This window comes from Halorubrum sp. Atlit-26R, from assembly GCF_003666015.1.
Lineage (GTDB): Archaea > Halobacteriota > Halobacteria > Halobacteriales > Haloferacaceae > Halorubrum.
In genome coordinates, this window is the sequence record NZ_QPLT01000011.1 from 1 (window position 1) to 25,753 (window position 25,753).

At 63.3% G+C, this 25,753-nt stretch carries 36 protein-coding genes and 3 pseudogenes; 14 read left to right on the forward strand and 25 right to left on the reverse strand.

Going from position 1 to position 25,753, the window contains the following annotated elements; all coding sequences use genetic code 11:
- Positions 1 to 130, reverse strand: a pseudogene (locus DVK07_RS12550) (IS5/IS1182 family transposase); the annotation flags it as partial.
- A gap of 243 nt (positions 131 to 373) precedes the next feature.
- Here DVK07_RS12550 and DVK07_RS12555 point away from each other — a divergent pair.
- Together DVK07_RS12555 and DVK07_RS12560 are read left to right on the forward strand one after the other, a co-directional pair.
- The gene (locus DVK07_RS12555) at positions 374 to 3,334 is read left to right on the forward strand and encodes a type I restriction endonuclease subunit R (RefSeq protein ID WP_121597390.1); all 2,961 of its coding nucleotides are present in this window, start codon (positions 374 to 376) and stop codon (positions 3,332 to 3,334) included.
- Positions 3,335 to 3,500: 166 nt separating this feature from the next.
- Entirely contained in the window at positions 3,501 to 3,779 is a 279-nt protein-coding gene (locus DVK07_RS12560) for a restriction endonuclease (protein WP_121597391.1), read from the forward strand.
- 554 nt (positions 3,780 to 4,333) lie between these two features.
- Here DVK07_RS12560 and DVK07_RS12570 read toward each other — a convergent pair.
- Positions 4,334 to 4,486 (reverse strand): annotated as a pseudogene (locus DVK07_RS12570) (ATP-binding protein); the annotation flags it as partial.
- A 247-nt stretch (positions 4,487 to 4,733) separates the two neighbouring features.
- Here DVK07_RS12570 and DVK07_RS24335 point away from each other — a divergent pair.
- From DVK07_RS24335 to DVK07_RS12595, 5 genes and pseudogenes are all read left to right on the forward strand, one after another.
- Positions 4,734 to 5,023: pseudogene (locus DVK07_RS24335) on the forward strand (DUF6516 family protein).
- Positions 5,024 to 5,083: 60 nt separating this feature from the next.
- Positions 5,084 to 5,479 carry a transcriptional regulator gene (locus DVK07_RS12580; protein ID WP_017343823.1) on the forward strand — a complete coding sequence of 132 codons (396 nt, stop codon included), beginning with the start codon at positions 5,084 to 5,086 and terminating at the stop codon, positions 5,477 to 5,479.
- Positions 5,480 to 5,497: 18 nt separating this feature from the next.
- Complete coding sequence (locus DVK07_RS12585; RefSeq protein ID WP_121597393.1) at positions 5,498 to 5,698, forward strand: hypothetical protein; 201 nt, start codon at positions 5,498 to 5,500, stop codon at positions 5,696 to 5,698.
- A 192-nt stretch (positions 5,699 to 5,890) separates the two neighbouring features.
- A complete protein-coding gene (locus DVK07_RS12590) occupies positions 5,891 to 7,273 on the forward strand; it encodes an ATP-binding protein (RefSeq protein WP_121597394.1) in 1,383 nt (460 codons plus the stop codon).
- Between the two features lie 200 nt (positions 7,274 to 7,473).
- Positions 7,474 to 8,814 (forward strand): site-specific integrase, encoded by a 1,341-nt coding sequence (locus DVK07_RS12595; protein WP_121597395.1) that lies wholly within the window; start codon positions 7,474 to 7,476, stop codon positions 8,812 to 8,814.
- A gap of 1 nt (position 8,815) precedes the next feature.
- Here the strand turns inward: DVK07_RS12595 and DVK07_RS22220 are convergent, their stop codons facing one another.
- The 9 genes from DVK07_RS22220 to DVK07_RS12625 form a co-directional block, all read right to left on the reverse strand.
- Complete coding sequence (locus DVK07_RS22220; protein WP_094521088.1) at positions 8,816 to 8,998, reverse strand: hypothetical protein; 183 nt, start codon at positions 8,996 to 8,998, stop codon at positions 8,816 to 8,818.
- Positions 8,995 to 9,351 (reverse strand): hypothetical protein, encoded by a 357-nt coding sequence (locus DVK07_RS12600; RefSeq protein WP_121597396.1) that lies wholly within the window; start codon positions 9,349 to 9,351, stop codon positions 8,995 to 8,997. Before DVK07_RS12600 ends, DVK07_RS22220 begins: the two co-directional genes overlap by 4 nt.
- Positions 9,352 to 9,436: 85 nt before the next feature.
- Positions 9,437 to 10,282, reverse strand: a complete 846-nt coding sequence (locus DVK07_RS12605) for a hypothetical protein (RefSeq protein WP_233565417.1) — start codon at positions 10,280 to 10,282, stop codon at positions 9,437 to 9,439.
- Positions 10,272 to 10,409 carry a hypothetical protein gene (locus DVK07_RS22675; RefSeq protein ID WP_158603152.1) on the reverse strand — a complete coding sequence of 46 codons (138 nt, stop codon included), beginning with the start codon at positions 10,407 to 10,409 and terminating at the stop codon, positions 10,272 to 10,274. Before DVK07_RS22675 ends, DVK07_RS12605 begins: the two co-directional genes overlap by 11 nt.
- The gene (locus DVK07_RS12610) at positions 10,406 to 11,338 is read right to left on the reverse strand and encodes a helix-hairpin-helix domain-containing protein (RefSeq protein WP_199719497.1); all 933 of its coding nucleotides are present in this window, start codon (positions 11,336 to 11,338) and stop codon (positions 10,406 to 10,408) included. The genes DVK07_RS22675 and DVK07_RS12610 overlap by 4 nt, the downstream gene beginning before the upstream one ends.
- Positions 11,325 to 11,468 carry a hypothetical protein gene (locus tag DVK07_RS22680; RefSeq protein ID WP_158603153.1) on the reverse strand — a complete coding sequence of 48 codons (144 nt, stop codon included), beginning with the start codon at positions 11,466 to 11,468 and terminating at the stop codon, positions 11,325 to 11,327. Before DVK07_RS22680 ends, DVK07_RS12610 begins: the two co-directional genes overlap by 14 nt.
- A complete protein-coding gene (locus DVK07_RS12615; protein WP_121597398.1) occupies positions 11,458 to 12,195 on the reverse strand; it encodes a hypothetical protein in 738 nt (245 codons plus the stop codon). The genes DVK07_RS22680 and DVK07_RS12615 overlap by 11 nt, the downstream gene beginning before the upstream one ends.
- Positions 12,195 to 12,422 (reverse strand): hypothetical protein, encoded by a 228-nt coding sequence (locus DVK07_RS12620; protein ID WP_121597399.1) that lies wholly within the window; start codon positions 12,420 to 12,422, stop codon positions 12,195 to 12,197. The genes DVK07_RS12615 and DVK07_RS12620 overlap by 1 nt, the downstream gene beginning before the upstream one ends.
- Positions 12,423 to 12,662: a hypothetical protein gene (locus DVK07_RS12625; RefSeq protein WP_147441156.1), complete on the reverse strand. Its 240-nt coding sequence runs from the start codon at positions 12,660 to 12,662 to the stop codon at positions 12,423 to 12,425.
- 216 nt (positions 12,663 to 12,878) lie between these two features.
- Here DVK07_RS12625 and DVK07_RS12630 point away from each other — a divergent pair, with 216 nt between their 5' ends.
- Positions 12,879 to 13,172, forward strand: a complete 294-nt coding sequence (locus DVK07_RS12630; RefSeq protein WP_233565418.1) for a MarR family winged helix-turn-helix transcriptional regulator — start codon at positions 12,879 to 12,881, stop codon at positions 13,170 to 13,172.
- Positions 13,173 to 13,174: 2 nt separating this feature from the next.
- Here DVK07_RS12630 and DVK07_RS12635 read toward each other — a convergent pair whose 3' ends face one another.
- Positions 13,175 to 13,381, reverse strand: coding sequence for a PepSY domain-containing protein (locus DVK07_RS12635; protein ID WP_121597401.1), 207 nt, complete (start codon positions 13,379 to 13,381; stop codon positions 13,175 to 13,177).
- On the reverse strand, positions 13,381 to 13,632 hold the full coding sequence (locus tag DVK07_RS12640; protein WP_121597402.1) for a hypothetical protein: 252 nt from the start codon (positions 13,630 to 13,632) through the stop codon (positions 13,381 to 13,383). Before DVK07_RS12640 ends, DVK07_RS12635 begins: the two co-directional genes overlap by 1 nt.
- A 148-nt stretch (positions 13,633 to 13,780) precedes the next feature.
- Between DVK07_RS12640 and DVK07_RS12645 the strand changes: the two genes are divergently transcribed.
- Positions 13,781 to 14,359, forward strand: a complete 579-nt coding sequence (locus DVK07_RS12645) for an ArsR family transcriptional regulator (RefSeq protein WP_121597403.1) — start codon at positions 13,781 to 13,783, stop codon at positions 14,357 to 14,359.
- A 24-nt stretch (positions 14,360 to 14,383) separates the two neighbouring features.
- Positions 14,384 to 14,863: a hypothetical protein gene (locus tag DVK07_RS12650; RefSeq protein ID WP_233565419.1), complete on the forward strand. Its 480-nt coding sequence runs from the start codon at positions 14,384 to 14,386 to the stop codon at positions 14,861 to 14,863.
- Between the two features lie 3 nt (positions 14,864 to 14,866).
- Here the strand turns inward: DVK07_RS12650 and DVK07_RS12655 are convergent, their stop codons facing one another.
- The 11 genes from DVK07_RS12655 to DVK07_RS12705 form a co-directional block, all read right to left on the reverse strand.
- Positions 14,867 to 15,940 carry a Cdc6/Cdc18 family protein gene (locus DVK07_RS12655; RefSeq protein ID WP_121597405.1) on the reverse strand — a complete coding sequence of 358 codons (1,074 nt, stop codon included), beginning with the start codon at positions 15,938 to 15,940 and terminating at the stop codon, positions 14,867 to 14,869.
- A gap of 944 nt (positions 15,941 to 16,884) precedes the next feature.
- A complete protein-coding gene (locus DVK07_RS12660) occupies positions 16,885 to 17,658 on the reverse strand; it encodes a hypothetical protein (RefSeq protein ID WP_121597406.1) in 774 nt (257 codons plus the stop codon).
- Between the two features lie 54 nt (positions 17,659 to 17,712).
- A complete protein-coding gene (locus tag DVK07_RS12665; RefSeq protein ID WP_121597407.1) occupies positions 17,713 to 17,958 on the reverse strand; it encodes a hypothetical protein in 246 nt (81 codons plus the stop codon).
- Positions 17,955 to 18,143, reverse strand: a complete 189-nt coding sequence (locus tag DVK07_RS12670) for a hypothetical protein (protein ID WP_121597408.1) — start codon at positions 18,141 to 18,143, stop codon at positions 17,955 to 17,957. Before DVK07_RS12670 ends, DVK07_RS12665 begins: the two co-directional genes overlap by 4 nt.
- Positions 18,144 to 18,368 carry a hypothetical protein gene (locus tag DVK07_RS12675; RefSeq protein ID WP_121597409.1) on the reverse strand — a complete coding sequence of 75 codons (225 nt, stop codon included), beginning with the start codon at positions 18,366 to 18,368 and terminating at the stop codon, positions 18,144 to 18,146.
- Positions 18,358 to 18,663, reverse strand: coding sequence for an SNF2/RAD54 family helicase (locus tag DVK07_RS12680; RefSeq protein ID WP_121597410.1), 306 nt, complete (start codon positions 18,661 to 18,663; stop codon positions 18,358 to 18,360). Before DVK07_RS12680 ends, DVK07_RS12675 begins: the two co-directional genes overlap by 11 nt.
- On the reverse strand, positions 18,656 to 19,168 hold the full coding sequence (locus DVK07_RS12685; protein WP_121597411.1) for a hypothetical protein: 513 nt from the start codon (positions 19,166 to 19,168) through the stop codon (positions 18,656 to 18,658). The genes DVK07_RS12680 and DVK07_RS12685 overlap by 8 nt, the downstream gene beginning before the upstream one ends.
- Positions 19,168 to 19,533, reverse strand: coding sequence for a hypothetical protein (locus DVK07_RS12690; RefSeq protein WP_121597412.1), 366 nt, complete (start codon positions 19,531 to 19,533; stop codon positions 19,168 to 19,170). The genes DVK07_RS12685 and DVK07_RS12690 overlap by 1 nt, the downstream gene beginning before the upstream one ends.
- A complete protein-coding gene (locus DVK07_RS12695) occupies positions 19,526 to 19,927 on the reverse strand; it encodes a hypothetical protein (protein ID WP_121597413.1) in 402 nt (133 codons plus the stop codon). Before DVK07_RS12695 ends, DVK07_RS12690 begins: the two co-directional genes overlap by 8 nt.
- Positions 19,920 to 20,393, reverse strand: a complete 474-nt coding sequence (locus tag DVK07_RS12700; protein ID WP_121597414.1) for a hypothetical protein — start codon at positions 20,391 to 20,393, stop codon at positions 19,920 to 19,922. The genes DVK07_RS12695 and DVK07_RS12700 overlap by 8 nt, the downstream gene beginning before the upstream one ends.
- Entirely contained in the window at positions 20,393 to 20,656 is a 264-nt protein-coding gene (locus DVK07_RS12705) for a hypothetical protein (protein ID WP_121597415.1), read from the reverse strand. Before DVK07_RS12705 ends, DVK07_RS12700 begins: the two co-directional genes overlap by 1 nt.
- 222 nt (positions 20,657 to 20,878) lie before the next feature.
- Here DVK07_RS12705 and DVK07_RS12710 point away from each other — a divergent pair, with 222 nt between their 5' ends.
- The 4 genes from DVK07_RS12710 (at position 20,879) to DVK07_RS23340 (ending at position 22,328) form a co-directional block, all read left to right on the forward strand.
- Positions 20,879 to 21,235, forward strand: coding sequence for a type IV toxin-antitoxin system AbiEi family antitoxin domain-containing protein (locus DVK07_RS12710; RefSeq protein ID WP_121597416.1), 357 nt, complete (start codon positions 20,879 to 20,881; stop codon positions 21,233 to 21,235).
- On the forward strand, positions 21,228 to 21,452 hold the full coding sequence (locus DVK07_RS12715) for a hypothetical protein (RefSeq protein ID WP_121597417.1): 225 nt from the start codon (positions 21,228 to 21,230) through the stop codon (positions 21,450 to 21,452). The genes DVK07_RS12710 and DVK07_RS12715 overlap by 8 nt, the downstream gene beginning before the upstream one ends.
- A complete protein-coding gene (locus DVK07_RS12720; RefSeq protein WP_121597418.1) occupies positions 21,439 to 22,086 on the forward strand; it encodes a J domain-containing protein in 648 nt (215 codons plus the stop codon). Before DVK07_RS12715 ends, DVK07_RS12720 begins: the two co-directional genes overlap by 14 nt.
- A gap of 71 nt (positions 22,087 to 22,157) precedes the next feature.
- Complete coding sequence (locus DVK07_RS23340; protein ID WP_199719501.1) at positions 22,158 to 22,328, forward strand: HVO_0758 family zinc finger protein; 171 nt, start codon at positions 22,158 to 22,160, stop codon at positions 22,326 to 22,328.
- A 227-nt stretch (positions 22,329 to 22,555) separates the two neighbouring features.
- On the opposite strand, the gene DVK07_RS12725 is transcribed toward DVK07_RS23340, so the two are convergent.
- A complete protein-coding gene (locus tag DVK07_RS12725) occupies positions 22,556 to 25,750 on the reverse strand; it encodes a BGTF surface domain-containing protein (protein WP_233565420.1) in 3,195 nt (1,064 codons plus the stop codon).
- Positions 25,751 to 25,753 lie beyond the last annotated feature (3 nt).

A 25,753-nucleotide genomic window follows, 5' to 3' on the forward strand; every position in this document is an offset into this window, starting at 1 on the left:
GAAGACAGTGTAGCACAACGTGTTTCCAGCGGGCGAACCCGCCGCTGGCGGGCTCGCCCGCGTGCTTTCCCAACGCTTGTTTGACTAGGCGACGACACTGCTCAACGAAGTCGAGGAGATCGACTTCCATGGACAGAATCGATTTCCTCGGCTTCGTCCTTCTACTCCGTGATAACAGCTGATTAGATCGCTATTCAACACAGCAGATTGGACAACAACTGAACGATATTGACTCAGACATTTCGGAGTCAATAGATGCTATCAAGCAATATCTTGACCTCCTCGAAGAGAAACGCCAAGCCCTCATCACCGCCGCAGTTACGGGTCAGATTGATATATCTGAGGAGAAAGGTGTCATTCAAGGCGACGATTAATGAGCAAACCCTACGACGAGAAGGCCTTCGAAAACGAGATCGCGTCCGCCCTCCTCGATCGCGGCTACGTCGCGGTCCCGAGCGATCGCTTCGACGCCGAGCGCGGCATCTTTCCCCAACAGGTCGTCTCGTTCGTGAAGGAGACGCAGCCCGAAGCGTGGTCGAAACTGGAAACCGCTTATAAAGGAAACGCCCGGCAGCGCTTCCTCCAGGAGCTCACCAGCGCGCTCGAACGACAGGGGACGCTCGAACTGCTGCGACACGGGCTCCGCACCACAGGGACGAAGATCGACCTCGCGACGTTCCAGCCCAACACCGGGATCAACCCCGAACTCCAGCGGAAGTACGACGCCAACGTCCTCGGCGTCACCCAACAGCTCCACCACTCCGCGACGAACCCGGATCGGAGCGTCGACCTCGCCTTGAGCCTCAACGGGATCCCGGTCGCGACCGCCGAACTCAAGAACACCTTCACCGACCAGACGTCGCAGGACGCCCGCGAACAGTACAAAAAGCGGGATTCGAGCGAGCCGGTCCTCCGGTTTAAACGCGGCGCGCTCGTCCACTTCGCGATCGACCAGAACGAGGTGTACTACACGACCGAACTCGACGGCGACGACACCAACTTCCTCCCGTTCAACAAGGGCCACGAGAAGGGCGGCGGCAACCCGCCGCGCGAGGACGACCACCGGACCGCCTACCTCTGGAAGGAGGTCTGGGCGCAGGACAGCTGGATGGACATCATCCAGCGCTTCATCCACATCGACACCGAGGAGATCAAAAAGGACGGCGTCACCGTCGAGGAGGACGAGACGCTGATCTTCCCGCGATACCACCAGCTTGAGTGCGTCCGCCAACTGGTGGACAGCGCGAAACGCGAGGGCTCGGGCGAGGACTACCTCGTCCAACACTCCACCGGCAGCGGGAAGAGCAAGTCCATCGCGTGGCTCGTCCACCGCCTCGTCTCGCTTCACGACGCCGACGACGAGGCCGTCTTCGACGGCGTCGTCGTCGTCACCGACCGGACGATCCTCGACGAACAGCTCCGGAACACGATCTACGAACTCGACCACAAGACGGGCGTCGTCCACGGGATCACGGGCGAGAAGGGACCGAAGTCGGAGGAACTCGCGGCGGCGCTCGAAGCCGGCAAACCGGTCATCATCACGACGCTCCAGACGTTCCCGTACGTCATCGAGCACACCCAGTCGCTCCCCGAGCGCGACTACGCGGTCGTCGTCGACGAGGCGCACAGCAGCCAGACCGGCGAGATGTCCGCCGAGATGAAGGGGATCCTCTCCGGCGTGGACGCGGAGGAGATCGACGACGCCGAAGACGCCATCGTCGCCAGCGCCGAAGCCCGGAGCAAACAGCCGAATCTCAGCTTCTTCGCCTTTACCGCGACGCCGAAGGCGAAGACGCTCCAGATGTTCGGCGAGCCCGACGGCGAGGGCGGTTACGAGCCCTTCCACCTCTACTCGATGCAACAGGCCATCGACGAGGGGTTCATCCTCGACGTGCTGCGGAACTACACGACCTACGAGACGTTCTACAACGTCGCGAAGGTCGTCGAAGAGGACCCGCAGGTGCCCGAGAAGAAGGCGGTCAAAGCCATCTCGCGGTTCCTGAAGCTCCACCCGCACAACGTCTCACAGAAGGTCGAGATCATCGTCGAGCACTTCCGGAACAACACGCGGCACAAGATCGGCGGGAAGGCGAAGGCGATGATCGTCACCTCCTCGCGTTCTCACGCCGTCCGGTACAAGAAGGCCATCGACGAGTACATCGAGGAAAACGGGTACGACCTGAGCGCGCTCGTGGCGTTCTCGGGCACCGTCGAGGACGACGGCGGGAGCTACACCGAGGAGGGGATGAACGACGGGATCAAGGAGTCCGAACTGCCGAACGCCTTCGACAGCCAAGCGCACCAGATCCTCGTCGTGGCCGACAAGTACCAGACCGGCTTCGATCAGCCGCTGCTCCACACGATGTACGTGGACAAGAAGCTCTCCGGGATTCAGGCGGTCCAGACGCTTTCCCGTCTGAATCGCACACACCCCGGGAAAGAGGACACGTTCGTCCTCGATTTCGAGAACGAGCAGTCGGAGATCAAGGAGGCGTTCGAACCGTTCTACGGGAAGACCACGGTCACCGAGGAGACGGACCCACAGCACCTCCAGCAGCTCGCCAGCGACCTGAAGGCGTTCCGCATCTACGACCAGAGCGACGTCGACCGGTTCGCGGAAGTGTTCTTCGACCCGGAGAACACCGGGACTGAGGGGGCACACGCGAAGCTGAGCAGCCTCGTCCAGCCGGCGCGTGACAAGTTCGTCACGTCCGACGAAGAGACCCAAGAGGAGTTCCGATCGACGCTTCGGTCGTTCCTCCGCCTCTACAAGTTCCAGTCGCAGATCGTCAGCTACGCGGATACGCACCTCGAAAAGCTGTACACCTTCGGACGGTTTCTCTACAAGGAGCTTCCGAAGGGGTCGGGCCAGCCGGACGTCGAGTTCGACGACGAACTCGCGCTCCAGTACTACCGGCTCGAAAAGTCTGAGGAAGGCGATATCGAGGTCGACACGACCGACGGAGAGGTTCAGGGCCCGACCGAGACGGGAACCGGCGGCGGAAGTGACGACGACGAAGTCGAGCTTTCTACCATCGTCGAGAAGATCAACGATAAGCTCGGCACCGACTTCACCGAGGCCGATCAACTGTTCCTCGAACAGCTGAAAGAGGACGCACTCGAAGACGATCACCTCCGTCGATCCGCGCGGGTGAACAGTCGCGAGAACTTCGCTCTGGAGTTCGACGACGCGCTCACCGAGATGTTCATCGATCGGATGGACCAGAACGAGGAGCTGTTCGCCGAATTCATGGATAACGACGAAGTTCAGGAAGTGATCACTGAACACCTACGTCAGCAAGTGTATCAAGAGAGTCAGCAAGCGGAGGGGTAGTACACAGGGGCCGCCGTAGAACAGCGTTAGCGTCCAGGGCCATCCTCGCTTTTGTCGAACATCCAGCACCAGAACGGATACATCTCACACCTGTTCGTCGGCAATCCTCTCGTACAGTTTGTATGTGATCGAGCCGCCAGCAGCAGCCGTCTCAGAGACATGCCCGATGGTGCCAAGCAGATCCGCCGTCGACGACGAGATCGCGGGCTTCCGCGAGAACGCCACCAAGACGAACTCGCTCGTCGACCGCCTGAAGGCGATCACGCTGCCCGACCCCGACGACGCCGCCGACGACCTCGGCCGCTACGTCGAGACAAAGAAACGCGCCGACGAGCTCGACGCGAAGATCGCGGAGACCGACCGGCTCATCGACGAGATCGTCTACGACCTCTACGACCTGACCGAGGAGGAGATCGAGATCGTCGAAGAAGCGGTGGCGGAGTAGTCGTCGACGCGACCGAGCGGAGCGAGGTCGCGCTTTTATAAGTGACCGTCGTTGCCGCAGTGAACTCCTTCAAAGCCCCAGCCGCTCGCTTATAAATGGCGGATCGCGGAGCGACGACGAACACCGCCAAAGCCCCAGCCGCGAGGACTCGCGCGGCTTGCTGCGCTCCTCGCTCACTCCGTTCGCTGCGGTGCTTACTGCGCCGTGCTTCGTCCTCGCGACTGCCCCTTTGAATCCCACCCCCACGCACAGCCCCGCACCTCACGCCTCCCCAGCCTCGTCGGCCTCCCTCCGGTCGGCCGACTCCCTCGCGTGGTGCTGTCTCGCGGCCGCCGAGGGCGGCCGCTCGCAGGCACGCGCCACCGTGATAGCTGGCGCTTATTGATTCGTCCGTACTGAGCGATGGGATCGGTCGAACGCGACCGAGCGAAGCGAGGTCGCGCTTTTTGATCGAGCTTTTTCCGTGAGCGGTCGCGGGCGCAGCGAGCGACCCGACTCGGAAAACGATCGGAGTGAGGCCGTCGCGGGGGAGCTGGGCACGCGGAGAGAGATTACACCGCGTCGTCGCGGTCTTCGATGGATTTGACGACGAGCGCCGTCTTTCCCATCCGCCGACGTCCGTAGACGACGCCCAACTCCGCAGAGTCACTGTCGTATAATTCGTGGAGCCTGTCGAGTTCTCGTTCTCGGTTCACGAACGCAGGCATGTCTCCGCCTTTGAACCACCAGCATATAAAACGCACATATAGCGTAGCTCAGACTATCGTAGTTCAAGCTACGGTAGTTGTGGTAACGAAATATCAGAGCATGTGAATACGGGAGTAAGAGAGACACGTACAAGATCCCGATCGCGAGGTCGTGCCTTTTCGTCAGGAGTTCGGACGGGTGCCACCTGTTCTTTGTTAGGATTTCCCCTAACACTTATCGGAGCAGGGTGCGTCGACACGCGTGTGGATGAGCGATGACGTCACCGTACTCGAAGACGAGATCGAGGCCTACGCCGACGGTACTGTTGCGCGGGTTCGCGTGCTCTCGGTCCCGACCGGTTCGAGGACGGGATCAAGTACGCCTACCATTACGGCGAAGCCGGCGCGGACGAGCCGATCATCCGGTTCGACAACCACCACGGCGTCCACGAGCTCCACCTCGGGGGAGAGGCCTTCGAGATCGACTACCCCGGCCTCGCGGAGATCTTCCGCGCGTGGCGGGCGGCGCTCCCAGAGGAGAAACGCGACGACTGGTAGCGCGTTCGAACACGGTGACCGACGTACTGGCCGCGACCGACTCCACGACCCACACCACCCATGACTCAGACACTCCACGTTCGGATCGAGTCCGCCGACCGTAGCGACCTCGAAGAGCGCCTCGAAGCGATCGACGCCGGCGAGGACGTCGAACCCAGCGAGCCGACGCTCTCGATTGAGAACCTCGAAACGTTCGGCCGCGTCTTCCGCTCGACCAATCTCAAGCTCTTAGAAGCGATCGTCGAACACGAGCCAGGGAGCATCCGCGAGCTCGCGCGCTTGGTTGACCGGAACCCGCCGGAAGTCCTCGAAAACGTGAACGAGCTGGCCGACTACGGACTCCTCGAACTCGAAGAGGACGGCCGGGCGAAGCGGCCGGTCGTGTGGTACGACGAGATCGACGCCGACATCCCGCTCACGACTGGGTCGGGACAGGGGCGCAAGGCGAACGCCTGACCCGGCGAGGAGACACGGATGGGCGACGACGTCGACCCCGAGGATCCGCGTCCTACTGCTCACTACCACGTCGACCGCAACGCAGAGTGGTACTACGTCGACGGCGACCTCGCGGGGACGATCGCCCTCGGGCCAGCGACCGACGCCAGGCAAGGTGACGACTGGGTGCTTTCGCTCTCGGCCGCGATGCGGGGTCGCGTTACGTTAGTGTCAACATAGCTTCCGTCATGCTATTTTACAGGAAAAACATATTCATTTACTGACTATAAAGGTGAATTAATTCGGATATGTTTTGTCGCCTGACCTGCTCAAACCGAGCGGTCCGATTAAGCCCCGTAGACAATTTCAAATTAGCCTATTTCAAAATAGGCTATTCGGAAGTATTATTTTTCGCCCCGGTGGAGGAGGGGTATGGACCGCTTCGTGAATCGGGACGACGAACTCGCTCGGCTCCGCGACTGCTACGAGTCCGACGACGCGGAGATGGTCGTGGTGTTCGGCCGGCGACGCCTCGGGAAGACGCAGCTCGTCCAGCACTCGCTGTCCGACCGTGACGACGCGGTGGTCTATCAGGCCACGGAGACCACCGCTCAGGTACAGCTCGACGAGTTCGTCGACGTCGCCGCCGAGACCTTCCCCGGCGTCACGCGGATCAAACAGAACTGGGAAGCGCTGCTCGGGTATCTGGGCGATCAGGACGGCATCGTCGTCCTCGACGAATTCCCCTACCTCATCGACGCCGACGAGAGCCTCCCCTCAGTAATTCAGCGACTCTGGGACCAACGGCTCCGGGACACCTCGGGGACGCTCGTGCTGGTCGGGTCGTCGATCAGTATGATGGAAGAAGCGACGCTTCTCGGGAGCAGTCCCCTGTACGGCCGATTCACGGAACGGCTCGATCTCCGGCCCCTCGATTTCGCTGCCGCACAGGCGTTCGTTCCGGACGCGTGTTCGCCCGAAGACCGGATTTTCACGTGGGGAATCTTCGGCGGCGTTCCGTACTATCTCGACGGCGTCGATCTCGGACGGGACCTCGGAACGGTTCTCACCGAGGAGCTCCTCTCCCAGAAGGGATACCTACATAACGAACCGGAGTACGTGCTCCGCACCGAACTCACGGACCCGAACCGATACTTCGCGATCCTCACCGCCATCGCCGCGGGAAAGACGACGTCGAACGAGATCGCACAAGCGATAGGAATCGACGGGAAGCAGATATCGACGTACACACAGAAGTTAGAACGGTTGCGGCTCATCGAGCGGGAGGTTCCGATCACCGAAGAGAAGGCGAAGTCACGCCGGGGACGCTATCGAATCCTCGATCCGCTGTTTCGGTTCTGGTTCCGCTTCGTTTACGGCAGGGAAGATCGATACGAACGCCTCGGGGCGGACGCCTACGACGCGGTCATCGAACCCGAACTCCCGGATTTCGTGAGCCACGAGTTCGAGCGACTCTGCCGCGACGCACTCCCGGGACTCTACCCGGGCGAGACGTTCCTCGACATCGGCCGCTGGTGGTACAACGAGCACGAGGTCGACGTCGTCGGATTCACCACGGACGGAACGATGGTCGCCGGGGAGTGCAAGTTCACGAACGCACCGCTCGATTACGGAGCGCTCTCCTCGCTCGAAGACCACGCCGCCGAGATACGCTGGACGCCGGACGGCGATGAGAGGGACACTGAGTACGCCTTATTCACCCGGAATGGTGCGACACGGTCCGTTCAAGAAGCCGTGTCCGAGCGCGATGACGTACGACTGTTCGACCTCGAAGACGTCGCGAAACACGCGTAGAGAGCAGTCAACGGCCAGAGTGGGTCGATAGCCGGTGCTCGAAATGAAACTAGCTTCGGGGTCAGCTAATCCGTTTCAATAAAACAGCGTAAGAACGCCGAGAACGCCCGCTGACGTTCGAGGCCGTTCTCACTCGTTGTCGAACATCTGGCGCATTTCTTGCTGGGGGTTCCAAATATGTGGGCGTCGATCGACTGTGTATGGCCGACGTCAACGACACGAACTCCACCCGCGCGAAGTTCGAGCGCGAGCAGGAGCTCCTCGAGGACGCCGACATCGACGAGGACGACCGCCGGGCGATCCGCGAGTTCGTCACCCACCGCCGGCAGATGGAGGACAAGTCGCTCAATACACTGATAAGCGATATAGGAAATCTCCGTCGCGCCGCCGAACGCGCCGAGACCCCGCTCTTGGAGATGGACATCGGCGACGCTCGCGCCTTCGTCGGGCTGCTGGCGGCGCCGAAGAAGACTGGCGGCTACGGCCTCGACCCCGACGGCTCCGGGATGTTCGGCTACAAGCGCGTCCTCCGCGTCTTCTTCCAGTGGCTCGACGAGGAGCCCCACTACGGCGAGTACGGGTTCGGCGAGCGAATCAGCCTGCCCGACCGCAACACCAAGGAGGAAACCATCTCGAAGGACGACCTCCTCAGCGAAGACGAGATCGAGCAGCTGAAGCGCGCCTGTATGAACAACCGCGACCCCGTCCTCATCGACTTCCTGGCCGACGTCGGGGCGCGCATCTCGCTGGCGACCTCGCTCCGCGTCGGCGACATCGACGGCCTGGACACGCCGCGACCCACCTTTTCGCCGAACACCGACGCGCTGAGCCTGAAGGGTGTCCGCGACGTCTCCTACCCGATCCTCTACTCGCGGGCGGAGCTCCGGGAGTGGGTCAACCGCAACCATCCCGACCACACCGGGCCCAACGGCCGGGCGCACGACGAGGCACCCCTGTTCCCCGTCATCGAGCACTACGATCCCGACGACCGAGAGATGATGGCGGCCCACACCTCGACCGTTCGGAAGTCGATGAAGCGCGCGGCCGACCGCGCCGGCCTCGACGTCGAACGCGTCCATCCTCACCACTTCCGGCACGTCTTCATGACGCGGATCAGCGACTCCGAGCTGAACGACCGAGACATCGAACACATGTCGATGCTCGTCGACGACCGGATGCGGATGCGCGACCGCTACGACCACACCGGCGACGCCGAGCGGAACGACTCCATCTTCCAGAGTCACGGGTTCGTCGACCCGACCGAGGACGACGAGTCCGGGGACGCGCCCGAGATTGTCGCCTGCTCGAACTGCCGCGCCGAGGTGAAGTCCACCGCCTATCACTGCCCGCGGTGTGGGTTCCCGCTGCGCGAGGAGATCCAGAACGCGATCGATGACGCCCGCGCGGAGATGCGCGAGACGACCGTCGAAGCCGACGAGCGCGCCGAGCGGGAGGCCGCCGCCGACGCGGCGACCGTGATCGAGAACGACGAGCGGGTCGCTGAGGAGTTCGCGATCGAGGACGGGCACCTCGACGAGTGACTCACTCGGCATCGTCATCACCCTCCCAGTCGTCACTGCCAGCCCGAAGGATCGACCGTGCGACGCGTCCGCGTCGACTGTCTTCGTCGGCCCACTTCCGGTAGACCTCTCCGTGCCGGTCGACTGCCTCTTCCGCGCTCGTCGCGTCTCTCGCCGGCGTCTCGTCGTTTGATGTAGCACTCATCGGTTTACTTCCTCCAGATTCGCGGGGTCGATTCCGGACCGGTAGCTGGTCCCGTACTGTGCGTCGACAGCGGCTGCGACGGCCACGCCGTGGATATTGGTAAGATGGGCTGCGGCGAGTCCGTACACCGTCGTGAGGTCGTCCTCGCGCCGGCAGACGACGACGTCGCCGACCGGGTCGTATCGCATCTCATCGTGACGTGGAACCGGCGCCGCCGCGGGCACCTCGACGGGCTCGCCGTCGCGCCACGCGGCCAGCACCGAGTCCGTCGGCTCCGTCGAGCGCTCGTGGAACCGGTGACGGGCGTGGACGCTCGCGGACAGCCCGTCTCCGAGGCTGGCCTCGGTGCTCATCCCATCACCTCGACGAGGATGAGCGCGCCGAGCGTGACGGCCAGCCCGACCGTCAGCCAGTGGGCCGTAAACCGAATCGACCAGCTCATCGACCCACCTCGCTCGGATCGCGCCCGGCGACGACCACGTCGTGGATCGTCTGGAGCGTCTCCTTGTTCCAGTCCCGACGGACTCCCGGCGCGTCGATTTCGAGCGCGCGTTCGAGGACATCCGTTGTCCCACCCCGCGTGAGCTGGTCGATCCACTCGCGCCGGTCGAGGCCCTCGCACTCGTCGACGGCCGTCGGCTGGTAGTCGACAGCCTCACAGACCGCGGCGAGGACGTCACGCATCCAGCCGATCGTCGTGTTTGCCCGCTCCCACCGGACGCCGTCACGCTCGACCATCCTGTAGCGGGCGCCGTCGGCGCCGGTCGCCCGCGTGATCTCGCGGACGAGGTTGGGCTTCTGGAGCTGTCGCGACCGACGCGTGTCGGCCTCGCCGGCGACCCGCGTGAACACCCACTTCACGGGCGAGGTGTCGCGCCACTTCGAGACCTCGACGTCGGCGAGGAACCCGTTGGGGGTGTCCCCGCGCAGGTGTGCGCCGAGCGTCTTCCCGATCTCTTGGATGCGGACGTCGGTCGCGCTGTTCGCGATGGAACGCGACGAGGCGATGCGCTCGTCGGTCACGTGCTCGGCGACGTACCGCTCGATGGCCTCGATGGCGGCCTCACTGCCGCCGTAGGCCTTGCTCTCGTAATCGTTGTCCTGTCCGGCGCCGTTGTCGTCGAGGACCTGCTCGGCGGTGGTGCCGCCGTCGGTTATCAGGCAACCATTTCTGGTTGGGGTGTTTATTTTTTCATTCCTATCATTTTGGACATCAGGGGAGCTATCCCCGGTTGTCAGAGGCGCGCCTCCCGTCTGGTCCCGGCCTCTGGGATCAGTTTTCATCGTCCACCTCCTCGAGGACGTACGTCGTCCCGTCGTCATGCGCGAGGATCGCATCCCCGTTGCGCTCCAGGAGCTCGGCGGTCTCGCGCTCGACGTGGTCGACGACGCGATACTGAGTCGCTGTCACGCGGTCTCACCTCGGTTCTGGTAGCGCCGCCACGTGTCGTCACCTTCGGGCTTCGCGTCGGTCTCCTCGTCATCGGTCTGGAGCTGGATGAGCGACGCCGTCGACACCCGACCGACGGCGCCGACCGACTCCACGCCCCAGCCCGGCGCGTCCGGCTGGTGACTCACATGCTTGACTGGCGGATCCTCGACGCAAATCTCGTCGTCGACGAGGACGAGGTCGAACTCGCGAGCGCCATCGCGACCGCTCGCTGACTCGGAGAGCCGCAGCCGGCGCGTGTGCCACGTTCCACCGGTGGCCGACTCCCACTCAGTTGGCTCGGGCGCCTCGATGACGGTCCGCGGGTTCACCCACCCGTTGCGATCGGCGAGCGTGATCTGGAGCTTCTCGCCGAGCGTCGCCTCAAGGACGACCTCGACCGGGTCGACGAGCGGTTCGAGATCGGACTCGTTCCGTTCGGCGCCATCCCCATGAACGCCAGGATCGGAACACGCGCCGCACTCCTCAAGGTCGCGGTTCTCTGCCCAGGACCGGTCGCGCTCGCGAAGCTTCTCGCCCTTGCCTTGGACGACCGAGCAGTCGGTCGTGTGGTAGACACCGTTCGTGCCGGTCGACCCGCTCGGCGCCAGCACGGCCTCGCCCCGCCGCACCGACAGCGGGATCGCGGCCTCGCTCACCACGCTCTCGGTCGCGTCGAAGTCGACCTCGCGCGGTTCGACGTCGACGATCGCGTCGGCCGTCTCCCGGAGGAGGGCGGCCCGCGTCTCGGAGACATACGGCACATCCGTGAGCGCGCCCTCGTCGGCGATGAGGATGTCCGCGACCGTCTCGATCCCGTTGTCGTCGAGGCGCTCGGCGACCGACTCGCCGAGGCCGTCGACGTGCCCGGCGAGGGTGACGACGTCGGTCGTCGCGTTAAGTTCCGACATCGTCACCCTCCTCGGGGAGCGGCTCCCCGCACTCACGACAGTAGTTGTCCGCGGCCGAGCAGAGATGGCCCGCCGGACAGCGCACCTGCCTATCGAGCGGCGTCTCCTTCCGCGGGTGCTTACTCGCCATCTGCCATCACCTCCTGCTCGTCACCTTCTTGGGCGTCACCGAGCGTGCCCTGGAACTCCTCGGGCAGGCTCGCAAACGGCAGGATCTCCGAGTTGATGAACGCCGCGTACGTCCCGGCCCGGTCTCCGCCGTCGTAGAGGGCAACGTATCCACTTTCGGAAACGACACCGCGGGTGTACCCATCCTTCCAGGTGTACTCGAAGCCGAGCATCGTCGTCGCCCGGCTCCCGCCTGTGTCCGCGAGGTGGGCGGCGTCGTGGTACTCGATCGTCGCCTCCTCGGCGTCGTCGTCAGGGTCGAGACTCCGCGTCTGCGTGACGTTCCACGCGTTCGCATTCGGGTAGTCGCTCAGGTACTCGGCGAAGCCGTCGACGTCGATCTCGGCGCGCTCGATGAGCGTGCCCTTCGTCGCCCCAACGGTGTTGAACAGCCAGTCACCGTCCGAGCGGTTAACGCCGACCCAGCCCTCGCGAAGGTCGGCGATCCACTCGCAGTAGACATCCTCGCTGGCCTGCTCGGTCTCGGTGATGATCCCGTCTTCGGTGACGTAAATCGTCTCGCGCTCGGTGTCGATCGTGCCGGCGGCCTGCCCAGCGTAGATGGTCGTGCCGTCGAGACGCTCGTACGCGGTTGCGTCGATCGCAGGATACGTACTCTGATCGAGGTGTCCCTCGATCGTCGGGTCGGCGACCTCGTCACGGGCGAGTCCGAGGATGGTCGCGCGCATCAGGCGTCACCCCCGACTCCCTCTTGTGACGGCCGGTCGAGTACCTCGAATCCCGACCGCTCTGCGAGCGCGCCGTCGAGACGGTGGAGCGCACCGAGCGCCCGGATTGCGTGTTCACGCTCGGTCCCGTTCAGGTCCGCCAGCCGCAGGTCGTGGAGGCCGGGGGTGCCCTCGTCGGCGCCTTTGAGGGCGTTCCGGACGATCGCGTGCGCGTCGTCGACGGACATCTACGCCACCTCCGCGACGTCGACGGGGTACTTCGCCGACACCCACGCGTCGCCGCCGGCGTCGAGCTGGAAGCGCCCGAACAGCCGGTACGCCCGTGGCGGGTCGCCCCCGACGTGTGGCGCCGGCGCCGGGACGTGGTCGGTCTCGAACCCGGACTGGTCGCTATCGAGTATCTGTGCGTCGTTGCTAACTGCCGTATTGGCGGTATTACTAAACCGCCTGTCGTCTGATCTGGTCATGGGTCTCTCGAAAGCCCTCGTCATGAGGGTGGCTTCAGGGGACCCGGCCCGTCGGTGCTGGAACACCGGCGGGGTTTTCTACTCCCGCGGAGGCCAGGTCAACTGGTAGTTAATGCCCCTCCTACAAATAACTTGTTAACGGTTTACTAACGGTATCAACGACTTACCATCAGAATTATACACACTACTGTTGTATGTAGATACACCGGTAGTCCTATGAGCGCAACGGAACAGACATCGAACGTGGCCCGGAAACGCGGGGATTGGATGCGTCCTGTCGACGATCCGATCCTTGAACACATGCGGGATGAGGGAAACCTGACGCCGCAGGCGATCTCTAACCTCGGCGTCTGTACGCGGAGCCACGCGAGTATGCGCCTTTCCGCCCTCTCTCGTGTTGGATTCGTTGAGAGAGTAGCTGACACTCAAGGCCTCTACCGTCTCACCGACGACGGCCGTGCCTACCTCGACGAGGAACTTGACGCCGCCGAGCTCGACCCGGTCGAGTAGCCTCACGCGACACGCACCTCTTCGACGTCGATCTCCTCACCAGTCCGCTGGTCGATCAGCACGTCGTACTCGACCTCACCAGGGAGTCGCCAGTGCGGACAGCTCGAACACGCGATTACGCCGTCGCGAAGCCGCCAGTCGGTGTGCCCGCGCGGGCAGGCGTAGCGCCACTTCTCGCCTGCCACCGACCGATCGATCTCGACAGCCATCACAGCACCCGCAGGCCGGGCGCCGCCTTCTTGATCGCCGGGCCGAGCCACCGCGGCGCCGACCGCCCGGGCGTCCGTTTCAACTCGCCGAACTCGTCGAACGTGAGCGTCCACTCGCCGGTGTCGTGATCAACTTCGACGACCGTCTCGTCGTCGCGCTCGTCGACGGAGATCTCGACGTCGGCGTCCGCGTCGAAGCCGAGTTCGCTCAAGTCGATCGTCTCCCGTGTGCGGGTAGCCTGTGAGGGCATACCTCGACCGACGGGTGGATACACAGTAAAAGGGGGCCGTACTTCCGGGGTTCGAAACAGTATTTGTACAGCGTTATCTGTAGCCCAATCTGAATAAATTAGTCATACACAAGATTATTGACTCACCGCCCAAACTATTCATCTGGACATGGGAGACGACAGACTAGCGCCTCCAGACGCGATCACCGTCGACAGCGATGGAGACGAGCATGAGGAGGCGTGGGAAGACAGTGTGGATGGGATCGATCGAGTGGCTTCCGTGGCGATGTCGCTCGAACAGCCCCGTACCGCGAGCTACATCGGGACGAAAGCACAAGTCTCGGAGACCACTGCGCGCAAACACCTCGAACGGCTTGTTGAGTTCCGGATCCTTGCTGCTGTTGAGCAGCGTGGTGCGAAGACATATTTCCCAGACCAAGCGTACCAGCATTTCCGGGAGGTGTCGCAAATGGTCGAAGAGCATGACCAGAGTGAAATCGAGCAAATAACGGTTAGCGCTAAAGAGGAAATAGAACACCTCAAAGAGACGTATGATGTGGACTCACCGGCAGACCTGAGATCGGCAGCAACCGAAGAGGAAACATCGTCAGCAGAGGCGCGTGAATACTTCAAGAAGGCCGCTGAGTGGGACCAACATCTCAGAATGCTCTCAATTGCGAACGAGGCTCTTGACCGATATTCGGATATCTCTAAACAAGGTCCAGAGCCAAGCCACGCGACCGTATAATACTGGATGAACCAAGGTGCTCTGATGGCCGATGGCGGCTCACAGCCAATCAATCTATCCGGGCGACGTAGCCGGATTATGGATCAGCTCCGGGTGAATCTCCGGAATCACCCCGCGACCGACTACGTCGCGTATGAACCGACGCGTGATGGCCTCGACAGCAAGATTGTCGTTGACTTTGACACAGACATCTACGTTGATGGGCTCATCGAGGCCGAAACCGCGCATCTTGAGGTGACGTGGTGGACACACCCAATCGGTACAAAAGACCAGTTTAAATTCCACTACATTGAGTCTGCGGGGTACGATTGTGGCTGGCACCGCCAGCCCCACCCGGAACGCGACGAGATCCCATTCGATCACTTCCAGCAGCGGGCTGATCCACAGAACGAGTACCAATACCAAGCCGTCGAATTCAACGACGACCATCCTGTCGGGCTCGTATGGGAAATCGTTGATACACGTCTTCCGAGAATAATTCGAGCGAGATACGGTTCCGAGTGAGCGTTATCCTTGTAGTATACCGATATTATTGTCGTTCTCTGTGACGTTAATCGATGTGGACAGTGTCGCTTCCTTTGGGGTGTACAACCACCGATGGTCGAGTCGCTCTCGCTCGACGAGGTCATACGCGCGGAGCTTGTCGAGCTTGTTTCGCCGGTCGCGACGGCTGATCGGTGTTCGCTCCCGGTTCGCGTACACCCGCTCTTCAACCGATTCGTATCGCTGGTTCAACTCTCGCCCCGTAATCTCGCCAGCGTCCCGGATCAACTCGTAGAGGACGCGATGGTGGAACGGGAGCGACTGGAGGTTCGCCTCCCGGATGCTCGACCGAGCGCGCTCGTAGGCGTCGTCGACGTCGGCGTCGTGGATACGCCCGTGTTCGCGCTCGACGGCGATCTCGGCAGCTGCGCGGAGCGTCTGGATGCCCTCGCGAGCAACACCGGCGACGTCGTCGGCGATCGTCTCCAACTGGTCGCGCGTGACCACGTTGTCGACGAGCCCGACCCGCGCCCGGTCGCGAAGGATATCCGCGAGCTGGTCGACGCCGAATCGGTCGAGTTCGATCCGCCCGCCGTGGAGGTACTGCCGGACACCTGATTCAGAACGGGCAAGCCAGTCGTCTGGCTCGTGGCAGATCACGACGACCTCGACGCCGGGGACGCTCTGGAGCTGTCCCACGGCGCCGGTGCCGGCGACGTCGTCGGCCTCGTCGAGCAGGAGGAAGAACTCATCGCCAGCGAGCGTCTCCCGGAGTCGGTCCGGGAGTTCGTCGTTCGGCGCGTTGTCGGCGACAGTCCCGCCGGCGCCCCGGATGGCCCTGCGGAAGAGCTCACCTGTGGTCGTGCCGAGCGACTGGATCCACGTCCAGCGCGCCCCGAATTCGCGTGCGAACTCCTCGAGGACGGTTCGCCCGAGCGCTGTCTTCCCGACGCCACTCGGCCCTGCCAGCAACGCGCCCTGGTCGTGGTCGGAGCGGGCCCGGTGGAGGAGTCGGATGAGTTCTTGGACGTGCGCTTCACGGTGGCGGAGGTCGGGTGGCGGGGTCTCGTCGTCGAAGACCTCTGGACGACGTATCATACTGGAGACTGCTGACGTAGAGTGGGGTAATAAAGCGGCGCCTCGCTTCCGGGGTGGAACTGAAACTAAACTGTAGAACACCGAAACAGCCATGTGATTGAGAGGTTAATTTTACCCCAACTATGAGTGGTTTTGTTATACCGCCAGTCCAACAGACCCGATAGCAGTCTGAAAGCGGCTGCGAGTCGTGGACGGCAACGGAAGCGGCGGAGTCGGTTCGCAATGTTTGAGCTACACGAGTCGCCGGCTCCCCCTACAGCCGGCACGCTGGCGGCAGCGTACCTCGTGGTCAACGGACACGCCGTCTTCGCGGTGGGGTTACTTCTGGTGGCCCTAGCATACGGCCTCTGTCTTGCGGCGATGAGCACTACCGGAGACTAACCGCTCTCCGGCCCCGCCTCTGGCGGGGTACTCATCAACCTATCTTGTCTGAAAAGTCGATCCGCAGAGGTGTGAGAGCTACACGAGTCCGATCTTAGGTTACGCCACAGCCAGCATCTGCTGGCCCCCTACGTGGCTGATAGGACCGGATACCATGTCGTTGTCAGCGACACCTCCTTCGGTGCTGCGCCTGTAACGCAGCACCTCAAAATACGTTCTCCAGCCCTAAAATGTACCGTGAAGTGTGGAAGTAAAGCGCCTACCGCACGAACCGGTCGCGGAAGTAACGAGAGACGACGTCCCGCTGCGGGCAGTCACGGTCGTGCGGCAGGTTGTCGATCGTCGTTGTGTGACTCTCGGGCCCGTCGGTCCGAACCCGGGCGCCGCACTCGGTACACTCGAGGAACTTCGGCTCGATGATCGCGAGCCCTCCGCGCTCTCTTCCTGGTCGTCAACCCGAAGCAACCCAGCAGCTCGCTCGAACGCTTTCGCGGCGCCTCGCTTCCGGAGTGGAACTAAAAGTGTTCTATCGCTCGATACACCTGGTGGGGCGGTGCGATCAGCTACAGCTTCTGTGTCTGCGACGCATCCACAGGACCTGTTCTCTGCCGATCCCGCTGGGATTGTCCATCACGCAACTGGAGATATGCCGCGGCGATGATCGCGTAGTAGGGGAGGAAAAACACTGCTGAGAAGGTGATAATGACGATATCAGCCGCAACCGAGAGGCCGGCGAGGGTTAACAGGGGCGCGATGGCGCCGATAACCCCACCGAACAGCGCGGACGCAAACACGAGGACACCGAGTTGAAGTCGAGAGCCACGAGCTAATCCCCAGCTTCGCTTCAGGGAACTAATCACACCTTCATCTTCGACAGCGACAGCGAAGATGAAAAATAGGAACGAGACGGCCAGGAATAGCCCCGGAATCAGGAGGAATACCGAGCCAATCATGATCATAATTGTGACGAGTACTCCGCCGATTAGTGCGAAAACGGTGGCGCGGCCGAGTCGCTCTGTCACCGAGGCGGGGAACGATCCAGCTTCGCTGAGCGGTTGCGCAAACGTCCGAGACAAGACCACGAAATACGCGGAGCTCAAGAGAATCAGTACGCCCAGCGCCGCAAGAGCGATCTCACCGGAGATCGGAAGTGCGAGCCCGACGCTACTGCGAAACTCTGTTGCTGCCTCAGGAGGAAGATATCCGAGAATCGCTGTATTAACCATTGTTTGTGTACCGAGCTGGATGGCAAGGAACCCCAGAAAGAGGGCTCCACCAGTTCGGGTGAAGATACGCCGAATACCGTCGCTAACCGCATGGCTAAGTTGGAGGGCCATACCTGAGAAAGATCTCACGGTTGTCTAATAAAATAATCGAAATGAGCGCGTGAGCTACCGTACGAACCGCTCGACGTAGTCGCGTGACACCACGTCTCGCTGGTCGCAGTCGCGCTCGTGCGGCAGGTTGTCGATCGTCGTTGTGTGGCCCTCTGGACCGTCGATACGGATGCGCGCGCCGCACTCGGTACACTCGAGGAACTTCGGCTCGGTGATCGCGAGCCCGTCGACACTCGGTGGACTGCCCGAGGGGACAATGCGGAACTCAGTATCCGGCGAAGCGAACGAGCGAAGGCTCATCGCGAGGCCTCCGCGCTCTCCTCCTGGTCGTCGACACGAAGCCACCCGGCGACGCGCTCGAACGCCTTCGCGGCGCCGAGGTGCCGGAGAATACGGCCGAGCGCCGCGCCCGACCGACTGGAGGCTCGCCGACTACGGGCGGCCTCGTCGAGGACGTCCGCCGCGACGTTCCGAAGCCGGCGCATCTACGGCCCCTCCGTGACGGTGACCGCGGCGCGATGCTCGTCATCGATCACCAGCTCCGAGAGCGCCTCGCCGCCGCAGGGCGCCCACTCGCCCTCGTCGTCATCCCAGCGGTCGACGTGGCGCTCGGCGTGCCACGGCTCGCCCGGAACGCGCTCGTAGCGGACGCGCCGGCGCTCGCCCGACTCGGTCTCGTAGGCGATCGTCGGGAGGTCGTCACTGGACATCGTCCACCTCCCGGTCTTCAACCAGCGACCACCGTGGGTCGCTCGTCAGCGTCTCGACTGTCGACACCATCTCGGCGCCGAACGCTGGCGTCCGCGGGTGGGAGTTTCCGGTCGCGACGGTGAGCTCGACGTAGTCCTCTTCGACACGGTCAACGACGGCGTCGAACCGCGGCTGCGGCGCCCAGAGCGGGACGTCGTGCGGCTCGGGCACGTCGCCCGGGTCGGCCCGGGACTCGTCACAGCGCCACGTCTGGCCGGCCTCAACGACGCCGGCGCGAGCGACGAGGTCAGGCATCGTCGCCCTCCCCGAGCTTGCGACGGATACGCTGGACTGTCCCGCGCGCGACTTGCTCCCGGGACGCGCCGGTCATGTCCTCGTCGACGATCGTCTCCTCGACGTCGTCCAGGACTGTTTCCACGGCTGCCCGGCTGACGTCATCCTCGTCGCGAAGCTCGTGGGCGTAGAACGCAGCGTTGAGGTACGGCACCTCGTCGCCGAGGTCGACCTGCTCGCCGGGGTCGTACCCCGTGAGGTCCGGCGCCCACCCGATCTCCTGACACCACGCGGCGATCGCCCACTTCGCGACCTCGGTCTCGTCCCCGTCGTAGTGGCCGTCGTGCCGCTTGCCGCGAAGCAGATTCAACACCAACAGGTCGATCGGGTTGATCGCGGTCAGCTTCTCGGCGTCGACGACGAGTCGGATGGAGCTGTAGTTCTCTCGCGACTCCGGGATCGTCCCGTTCTCCTTCGCCTGACGGACCTGCTCGTTCGCGACGTTCGCGTGATCGTTGTCGCCCATCAGTCGAGCACCTCCGTCCGACCGTCGGCCGTGGCGATCCGCGGGCTCGCGGAGAGATGCTGGCCGAGCTGCTCGTCGATCGCCTCGCGGTCGACCCACCCCGGGATCGGTCGCTCACCGCGGGCGAAGGCGACTCTGAGTCTGTGTTTGCACCCCTCGTCGGGCGCCCGGTGAAGGGCATCGGGACAGTCGCACGTCTCGGCGATCGCGTCGACGCGGTAGGTGCCAGTCGGTGTGACGACCAAGAACTCCTCGGCGTGGAGGTCGCCGAACGTCCGCTCGTCGAGGACGGTCATCGACTCGGTGAGCGCCTTCGCGGCGCGCTTGCCGAACCGCCCGGCCGGCGCCGGCGCCGCCTCAGACATCGCCGATACCCCCGTCGGACCACGCCCGTTCAACCGGAACGGTCGCGAGCCGGCCGCGCGGGAAGTCGTACGACGTCAGGTCACCGAGGTCGTCGAGGCTGTCCATCGAGAGGTCGCTCAGGTAGTAGCACTCGAAGACCGAGTCGCTCGCGTGAACAGGCAGCCACGGATGTGGGCCGTACGTCGCGAGGTCGAACCCCTCCTCCGCGTGGTACTCGCCGAGCGTGTCGGCGACGTCGCGACGGACGAACAGCAGCTGGCGCGAGACAATGTCGATCGCGAGGCTGCCCGGGACGGGCTCGGTGCGGATGTCGGCGAGCGCGTTCGCGAGGCGCTCCTCGTACGGGCGTGTGGCGTCGTCGACGTCAGCATCGATGGCGCCCTGGTCAGACATCCACCGTCACCTCCCGGTCGAAGTCGTCGCTACTGTCATCCCAGATCTGCTCAACCTCGATGCCCTCGGCGTCGGCGGCGTCGCGATGCTCGGCGAGCCACGCGCACGCCTCATCGAACGCGTCGCGGACGGCCGCCTGGTCGTCGGCGTCGTCGAACCAGTCACCGCGGGCGTCCTCGATGACGGCCGCGCACTCCCGGGCGACCGCCATGTCGACGAGCAGGCCGTAGTGGTCGTTGATGTCCTCGGCCGCGTTGAACGCGACGTACTCCATCTCGTCGGGCAGGTCGGCGCGATCGTGGAGCTGGTACGCACGCTCGACGACGTCCAGCGTCTCGCGCAGGCGGTCGTCCTCGTGGACGGTCACGGAGACGCGGTTGTGGAGGATGGATGACTCGAACTGCTCGCGTGCTTGCTCTTCGAGGGCGCGCACGCGCTTCTCCGCGCTCCGAGTGATCTCGCGCATCAGAACGCACCTCCGAAGACGTCGCGGTTGGTCGGGTCGCGCTCGACCCACCCGATCTCCTCGCCGATGTATTCGTGGACGTACGTGTCGACGGCGTTGCCCATCGCGACGTGGTCGCGCTGCGTGACCCACTCGCGGAGGTCCGAGCGGCGCTCGCGAGCGCCCGTCTCGGGGTCGATCCGGTGAACGACGCCGGCGTCGCGGTCGAGGTGGTGGATGTAGCCCTCGGCGTCGAGGCCGAGCGCGGTGTGCTGTGCGATCAATCGCGTGTCGGTACGCCTTTCAGCGCCTGGATTCGTAGTTGACATCGCTGGTTTGTCCAGCACGGTCAGGGGTGTTCCAACCACCCCGGGCCACTTCTCGCGGCCACGTCCCGTGCTTACCTACAAGTCTATTCGCCACCCACTTATACTTAACGTACTGTAGTCTATAGTATAACACAACTTTGCGTAAGTTACTTACCAACACCAACACGTTGTTAGGATATGGCCACGTCAGCCACGGGTGTGCTTACGCCCGCCGACCTCAACGACACCGATGACGCTGTCCTCGACGTTCTACGATCGGGGCGCGTCACGCCACAGTACGCGGCGGACGAGATGGGTGTATCTCGGACCTACGCGAGCGAGCGATTGAAGCGACTCGTCGAACACAACCACGTCGAGAAGGTCGCTCCTGGTCTCTACGAGCTCATCGACGACCCGCGCGACGACGCCGGCGAGGACGATGTCGAGGAGCTGAAGCGGCACGTCCGCGCCGCCGGCGAAGCGATCGAGGAACAGGATGTCGATGCGCTCCGCCGGCACGTCCGGGCGGCCTGTAAGGTGATCGCCGATGAGTGAACCGGCGGACCGCCTCCGGGACGCAGCCGACGAGCTGAGCGACGCCCGGGGCGAACTCCCTGACGACCTCGACGTCGACGCACCCGACGAGGCTCCTGCCCCCGAGGCGATCGTCGAGAAGATCGACGGACAGCTCGGCGAGCTTCAGGTTGCGCTCCAGGAGCTCGCCGCGAACGTCGACGTGATGGAAGAGGTCGACGAGGATGAACACGACTGAGCAGCGCGCTCCCGAACTCCAGTGGCCCGAGGGCTACTCTCGCACGGACCCGAGCGAGCGTGAGTCCTACCCGGGCGACATCTCGCTCACGCGCAAGGAGTCGTTCCAGTCGATCGTCGACGAGCTCGAACGCTGGGGCGCGACTGATGTCCGGATCTCGACGGCGTCTACTCACTACAAGGACCGGCCGAACATCCCACACCAGCACGACAAGCCTGACGATGTCGGCGTCGTGGCGCGCTTCCGGCGCGAGGACCGCCCCGCCGACGAGGGCTACGCGATCGCCTGCGACCGCTGGGCAACCCAGCTGGAGAACGCCCGGGCGATCGCGCTCTATGCGCGGCGGAAGCGCCTCGCCGAGCGCTGCGGCGTCACCACCGCGGACTCGGAGTTCGAGACGGCACGGCTCCCGCCAGGCGACGAGTCCGGGGAGAGTCCGGACGTGATCGCCGTCGAGCCCGAGCCCGACCGCGAACCGCACGAGGTACTCGGCGTCGCACCGGACGCACCAGAGCCGACCGTCACGGGCGCGTTCCGGGAGCTGGTGAAGGACGCCCACGGCGACCAGGGCGGCAACGACGCGTACGACGTCGCGGAGTTGAAGCGGGCGCGAGACGCGCTGTTGAGCGAGTGACCAAAACAGGTCGCAGAAGCGTATCGGCAAACGGGACAGGCTTTTTATCCCGTCTGGAAAATTAGCACCGCATGAAGTCTACACGAAAGGGACTCCGTGATGGTGACCTATTCAAAGACACCTACGAGCGCCTCAACTGTGCGGACTGCGAGCAGGTACTGAAGACGGCTACGGATTCGGAGACCGTATTTGACCTCCGCACCTGTCCAGAGTGCGGGACAGAATACAAAGATCTCCGCTGACTGAGAGAACTCTTGTCTTAATCGGCGGTATCGTCCGTCCGAGCGGGAGTCGTGAGGGGCCGACGGCGCAGGAGCTGGTTCTTTTCGAGAGGATCAAGACGTAGGTTCGCGAGCGCCGCCGCTCGCTGTCGCTCAGTGGTCGAGTCCGATAAAGAAAGACCGCGTGTGGGTCGGCCCGCGAGGGCCGATAGTTGGAAGCTACGAGTCGCGACCGTTAGGCAACGACGTTAGTCGTTGCGGCGGGTCGCGAGCAGCGCAGCGGCGATGAGGGCGACGAGTGCGACGAGCGCACCGAAGCCGGGCGTGCCGTCTTCGCTGGTGCCGTCGGAGCCGTCGGAACCGTCGCTACCGTCGGAGCCGTCGGAACCGTCGCTACCGTCGGAGCCGTCGGAACCGTCGCTACCGTCGGAGCCGTCGGAACCGTCGCTACCGTCGGAGCCGTCGGAACCGTCGTCGGCGGCTTCGATGGTCAGCGTGCCGGTCTGACTGTCGCTCTCAGTCGAGATTCCGTGCTCGTAGTCACCAGCTTCGAGGCCGGAGGTGTCCGCGGTGAACTCCACCGTGGTGTCCTCGCCGCCCTCGAGGGTGACATCCTGACTGTCGAGCTCGTCGCCGTCAAGCGTGAGCGAGACAGTCTCGGTCGTCTCGGAGCTGCCGGTGTTCTCGACCGTCGCCGAGACGTCGACCGAGTCACCAGCCGTGGCGGTGGCTTCCTGCGGGCTCAGCTCAGAGACCGTGAAGGCGCCACCGGTGTCGACTTCCTCAACGAGCACTGCGTCGGAGTCCGCGATGGAACTCCCGGCGACCCGGAAGTTCACCGTCGCGTTGTCACCAGCCGAAGCGCCACTGAGGTCGACCTCTGCTTCGAACGAGCCGTCCTCGTTAACCGTAGCCTCAGGCGTCTCGACGAACGAGGGCGAGACACCCTCTGAGGAGCGGACGCGAACACTCACGTCCGAACCGGGCGCAACGTTGGTCTCACCGGTGACCATCGCACCCTCGGTGGCTGCGATTTCGACGTTGTCGTCGTCGTTCACGTTGTCGAAGGACGCATCGCGGTCGGCGAGGTTGAATTCAGCCGACGCGGACTGCGTGTTGTCCTCACCAGCCGGGAAGTACGGGAAGGCGGCCTCACTCACGCCGTTGGCGCCGCCGAGAGCCCGCGCCAGGTCCTGGGAGTTGTCCAGATCAGCGTCTTCCTCATCACTGAGGGCCGGGTCGGTGAATTCGAACTGGTCCTCGTCGTCAGCTTCGTATTCGATTTCAGCCGTGAAGTCCGTGTCGTCATCGACCGACTGAGTGAACGCGCTGTCCTCACTCGTGTCGACCACGATGAACATCTGGCTGGATTCTTCGTCAACGAACACGGAGACTGCGTCTTCAGGCGCATTCTGGAGGTCGAGCGACGTCGGGTCCTGGTTGCCCGTCGCGTCGTCAGTCTCAACCACGATGTTCACACCCTCACCCGGGTCTTGGTCGAGCCGGTAGAGCGTGTTCGCGCTGAAGCCGTCGTCAAGCGCGTCGAAGTTATCGTCGTCCAGCGCGACCATGTGGCCGTAGATCCCGCTGGCCTCAGCCGAGATGACGAGCTGGTCGTCGAGCGCGATGTCCGAGCTCTGGGTCACCTGCTCCAGCAGCTCAGAGGTGTTGGAAGTCTCGTCAGCCGGGTTGGCCGGAGCCGTCCACGTCTGGACGTTCTCGATACCGGGCTCGGTCAGGTCGAGCGTGGTCAGACCGATCTCGTCGTCGAGTTCGGACTCCTCGTCGTCGTTGACGATGAAGTCGTTGTTGCCGTTCGCGGCAACGTCGTAGTCCGTGGGCTGGAGCGGACGCGCCAGCTGATCGAACTTGGTTTCGTCGCCAGCGTCAATCTGACCAATCGCGTCGAGGTACTCGGTGAAGGTGACATCGCTGGCATCATCGCCAACGAGCGGCGTGTCAGTATCTTCCGAGTAGTACTCGGCGTCTTCAGTAGTGGTGGTCCCGTACAGCTCACTCTCAACGATGTCTTCTTCGGAGCTGTAGACGACACCGGGGTCGACGTTCGTGCCGAGCGTCCGCGTGTTGACCTTGAAGGTCACTTCGTCGTCATCGTCGTCGTCCTCAAGGTAGAGGACGTCGACGAAGCCTACGTCCTCGCTACCGAACTGGACCCAGGTACTGTCAGCGTCTTCGAGTTCGACAGTCATCTCGGCGACGTCGCCCGCAGTCTGGCTGTAGACGCTCTCGCCGAAGTCAGCCTGCCGGTCGAGTTCCTCGACCGTGATGCTGCCCGCGTCCGATGCTTCGGTGTCGGTCACGTTGAACTCGAACTCGTAGTCGCCCGTGTCGATACCGGTGAAGTCGACGTCATCCTCAACGTCACCGATGTCGAGGAGAACGACCTTCTCGTCAGCGTCATCTGCGCCTTCGGGGTACTGCGCAACGCTGAACTGCCCCTCACCATCGGCGCTGGTCAGGTCGCTCGGGTCTGCACCTTCGGGAACCGTGGCGAACGAGTCTGTGTTGCTGCCGTTGAAGATACTGTACAGTTCGTTGCTATCGAGGTCGCCGTCAGCGCTGACGTTCAGCGCGTAGCCGGCGCGGTTCGAGTTGATGTCGAGTTCGGTCGTCGTACTGCCTTCGTCGTTGACCGAATCGTCATCGAACTCGGCGCTGAGGCTCTGCGTCCGAATCTCGAACGTAGCGTCCTGAGAGGGAGTCGTCGTCAGCTCCGAGCTAGTCACGTAGTAGTCACCGGCGCTGTAGTCGCCAGTGTCAACGATCAGCTCGCCGTCATCGTTCACGGAGAGGTCCTCCTCGAACGTGCTGGAGTCGACCTGGTTGTTGTCTCCGTAGGAGTCGACGCTACGCAGTTCGTACTCAGTGCCAGGCGGCGTATCAGTCTCGTCCGAATTAGTGACATTCACGTCCTGACCCTGGAACGGATTGGCCGGGTCGTAACTGATGTCAGTAGTCGACGAGGTCGAGCCCACGGTGATCTCGTCCGTGAACGTAACATCGCCCTCGTCCGTACTGGCCGTGATGTCAACGTCGTACGTGCCTCCGGTCAGCGGCGTGGAGAGGTCAGTGAAATCGAAGCGAGTCGTTCCACTGAGCGTGTCGCCGTCAGAACCAGCCGTCACCGACTGATCGTTGATAGCAACCTCGACGGGATTGTCAAGATCCACATCCGGACCGGTGTTGGTGATCTCAACAGCGAAGTCAGAGATCGTTTCACCGGTCTCGACCTGATCCGGCAGGTTGTTGACCTGCTCGAAGTCGTTTTCGAGGTCGTAGACGGTGACACCGTTGTCAGCGCTGACAAAGTCGTTTCCAGCCTGGTCCGTCAGGACATTACCGCTGTCATCAACGAGCTGAACACGGTGATAGTACTCACCACTCTCGGGGGCGGTGACCTCAGAGAACCCATCGAAGGTCACCGC